This window comes from Sphaerisporangium melleum (assembly GCF_014646695.1).
Taxonomy (GTDB): Bacteria; Actinomycetota; Actinomycetes; order Streptosporangiales; family Streptosporangiaceae; genus Sphaerisporangium; species Sphaerisporangium melleum.
Window position 1 is genome coordinate 52,916 of sequence record NZ_BMNT01000010.1, and the last position, 3,849, is coordinate 56,764.

Consider the following 3,849-nt stretch of genomic DNA (forward strand, 5'->3'; position numbering starts at 1 on the left):
GAGGCGCTGGGACCCGCGTTCTGCCAGCCGCGTACCGAACTGTCGTCCTGCACGTCGAGGTAGTCCACGCGGCGGCTGGCCGCCGGTTCGCCTGGATAGATGTAGAGCCTGGCCAGCCGGATGTGGCTCGCCGGAGAGCCCACGCCGGGAGCGATCGGGCCGATGGGGTTCCAGTCCCAGTTGTCGCTGGGCGAGCCGGGGTGGTATCCGGCGTTGATCCAGGCGTTGATGGAGCCGTTGGCGGGGCCCATCACCAGGTAGTCGGCCTTCTTGTCGCCGTCGACGTCGGCCAGTTGGACCTGGCCGCCGGGGGCGCCGACGCCGGGGGCGATCCTGCCGTGCGGGTCCCAGGCCCAGCCGCTGGGCGAGGAGGCCGCGGGGCCGTGGTTGTACCACAGGGTCAAGGAGCCGGTCGTCGGGTTGACCACGACATAGTCGTCGTAGCCGTCGCCGTCCACGTCCGCGAACCGGACCTCACGGCCGGGGACTCCGACGCCGGGCGCTACCTGGCCCTTGTAGTACCACCAGTACTTGTCCGGCCCGCCGTTCAGCCAGGCGTAGACCGCCCCGTTGGCGGCGAGGTACACATAGTCGGCGAGCGGGTCGCCGTCGATGTTGGCGAACAGCACACGGCCGCGCTCCCCGTCGGCCACCGGCCCGAGCGGGTTCCAGTTCCAGTCGCCCGACCCGCCCGGCGGGCCGGCGTTCAGCCACATGTCCACCCTGCCGCTGACGTCGTCCATGACGAGGTAGTCCTCCCGGGCGTTGTCGTTGGGGGCGACCCGGCCGTGCAGGTGGGCGAACCGGACGCTGGACGCTGCCACCCCGACGCCGGGGGCGATGCGGCCTCTGGGGTCCCAGGCCCAGCCGCTGGGCGAGGTCGCGCTCGGTCCGCCGTTCTGCCACAGGGTGACCGAGCCGTTGCCGGTGCCGATCACGAGGTAGTCGTCGCGGCCGTCGCCGGTGACGTCCGCGAGCCGGACCTGGGCGCCGGGCACGCCGACTCCGGGCGCGACCGGGCCGGCCGGGGGCCAGGCCCAGCCGCTGGGCGAGCTCGAGGACGGCCCGGCGTTGAGCCAGGCCCGGAGCGAGCCGTCGGCCTCGCCGAGGATGAGGTAATCGTCGCGCCCGTCGCCGTTGATGTCGGCGAACCTGACCCGGTCCGCGGGGTAGCCGACTCCGGGGGCGACCTCCCCCTGGAAGTTCCACGCCCAGCCGTTGGACGCGGAGGCGTTCGGCCCGCCGTTGAGCCAGGCCAGGATCGAGCCGTTGGAGGCGCCGACCACCAGGTAGTCGTCGCGGCCGTCGCCGTTGATGTCGGCGAACACCACACTCTTGCTGGCCAGCAGAGTGCCGCCCACGACCCGGCCGAGATGGTTCCAGGTCGGTGATCCCGCGGGGTCGTTGCCGCCGTTGAGCCAGGCCGTCACATCCCCGTTGTCATCGACGATGAGGTAGTCGTCGCGGCCGTCGCCGTTGAGGTCGGCGAGGTGCTTGATGCTCGTGTCGCCATTGGGCCGGCCGCCGGGCTGGGGAGCGGGGTCGAGCTGGGCGCCGAAGCCGCTGGCGATGTTGCCGTGCGCGAACCAGTTGGGGGCACCGAGCTGTCCGCCGCCACCGCCGCCCGGCGGTGGTTTCACCCAGCCGGCCTCCTCGACCGCGCGGATGCCGTTGTAGAAGACGTGGCCCATCTTCCGGTATCCGGTGTCGCCCGGGTGCAGGACGTCGACCAGGTCCCCGACCGTGACGGCGTTCATGTCCACCAGCCACACGTGCTTTCCCGCGTTCTGCTTCTGGGCCACCACGTCCGGGATGGAGTTGTTGTAGGTGAAGATCCGGCCTTGCACGATCGGGTCGCTGGAGGGCACCAGCTTGGAGACCAGCAGGGTCACGTCGGGCGAGTCGCGGAAGATGCGGTCGATCAGACTGCCCAGCCTGGCCGGAGCGCCCCCCGGGTAGACATTGCGGTTCATGTCGTTGGTGCCGATGTGCAGCAGCACCACGTTCGGCTGATAGGTGGCCAGGGCGTTGTCGGTGATCCGATCGATGTCGTCGATCAGCCACCCGGGATGGCCCTCGTTGTCGTTGTCCGGGATCGGGCCCGAGTGCTGGGAGCCGACGAAGTTGACCGTGGTGCCGTTCTGGGCCTTCAGCTCCTCCCACAACTGGCCGCGGTAGCCGGCCCCGGTGGAGCTGCCCTCCCCGAAGGTGATCGAGTCGCCGAGCGGCATGATACGCAGGTCACCCGGCTGCGCCGCGGCCCGCATGGCACCGATGCCCACCGCGTAGTGGTCGGCCGAGGCGCCGGGCAAGGTGAGGACCGGCAGGTCCGGGACGTTCTCCGAGGACAGCGCGTAGTCGTACTCGCCGCCGCCTTGGTGGGTGGCGGTGCCCGGGTTGTAGCGGTAGGACCGGGCGGGCGCGGCGAAGGAACCGGGCTCCATGTTGAAATCGCCCATCATCGTCCACTGGCGTCCGCCCGCGCGGGCGGCGATCCGCTGGGACATGTCCGCGGAGTCGTTGTACGCCCCGCCCAGCGCCTGGCCGTGGAAGGTGAAGTACCAGTTGTCGTCGAAGCGGACACCCAGCGCCGCGCGGCCGCCGGGGTTCTGGACGACCGTGACCTCGTCCGCCGCGCGCTGGGTCACCAGCGCGACGTTCGTCCGGCCACCTGTCCAGGATCCGCCGTTGGCGTCGGTCTGCAGGAAATAGACCTCGTAGGACTCCTGCCCGACCCGCCACCGGTGGTGCTGCACGTAACCTGAGCGGCCAGGCGCGCCGGGATCGAAGACGATGGTGTTCACGAAGTCGCCGGGGGGTCCGCTGCCCGCTTCCTGCAACGCGACGATCTCGGCGGCACGCGCGTACCCTCCCACCGTCGTCGTCCATTTGCTGTCATTGCCCGACGTCGCGCCCTGCATGTTGTAGGTGATCAGCGGTGTGTGGCTCAGGGACGCCGCGAGCGCCGCCGTGGCGCCGCCGACCACCACCGAAGCGGTGGACAGCAGAGTCAGCACCACGGTGAGGGCTAATCGCCCGGTGATCCGGCCGCTCGCGGCACGGCGCGCGGGCGGGGAGGCCACGTCAGGAGGCATGGTCGTGTCCTGCTTTCAGGCGGGGGGGGAATGACGGACCGCCCGCCTCGCCCCGGTCGCGCGGACCGGTGCGGTCAGGACCCGCGGCACCGCGGTGAGCCCTGCGATGGGCGTTGCGCATCGTCGCGGCCTCCCCGGCGTGATCGCGGCGGCGGCGATCTTGAGGCCATGCTAGGAATCCGCGGACGTCGGCGCATCACTCGCACTGCGACAACCTGAGGTCGACATGCCGAGCAGGCCCGCGGGGTGTCCCGCGGGCCTGCTCGGGCTGGGGTCAGCGCACCAGGGCGGCGACGCGTTTGCGGTTGGCGAAGATGTCGTCGACCAGGCCGTACGCCCTGGCCTCCTCGGCGGTGAAGATCTTGTCGCGCTCGATGTCGGCGCGCACGCTCTCGGCCGTGCGGCCCGAGTGCCGGGCGAGGAGCTCCTCCTGCAGGGCGCGCATGCGCAGGATCTCGCGGGCCTGGATCTCCATGTCGCTGGACGGGCCGAAGCTGCCCTCCATGGACGGCTGGTGGAGCAGGACGCGCGACTGCGGCAGCGCCGCCCGCTTGCCCGGCGCGCCGGCCGCCAGCAGCACGGCCGCGGCGGAGGCCGCCTGGCCGATGCAGACGGTCTGGATCTCGGGCCGGACGAACTGCATGGTGTCGTAGATCGCCGTCATCGCGGTGAACGAGCCGCCGGGCGAGTTGATGTAGATGCTGATGTCGCGGTCGGGGTCGAGCGACTCCAGGGTCAGCAACTGGGCCATCAC

2 protein-coding genes are annotated in these 3,849 nt (G+C 71.1%); both read right to left on the minus strand.

Annotated features, from left to right (window positions below):
* On the minus strand, nt 1–3,095 hold a 3,095-nt coding region (locus tag IEY93_RS10645), incomplete at its 3' end, for an FG-GAP-like repeat-containing protein (RefSeq protein ID WP_189162836.1).
* A gap of 274 nt (nt 3,096–3,369) precedes the next feature.
* Nucleotides 3,370–3,849: ATP-dependent Clp protease proteolytic subunit (locus tag IEY93_RS10650; RefSeq protein ID WP_229691030.1), on the minus strand; the 480-nt coding region annotated here is incomplete at its 5' end.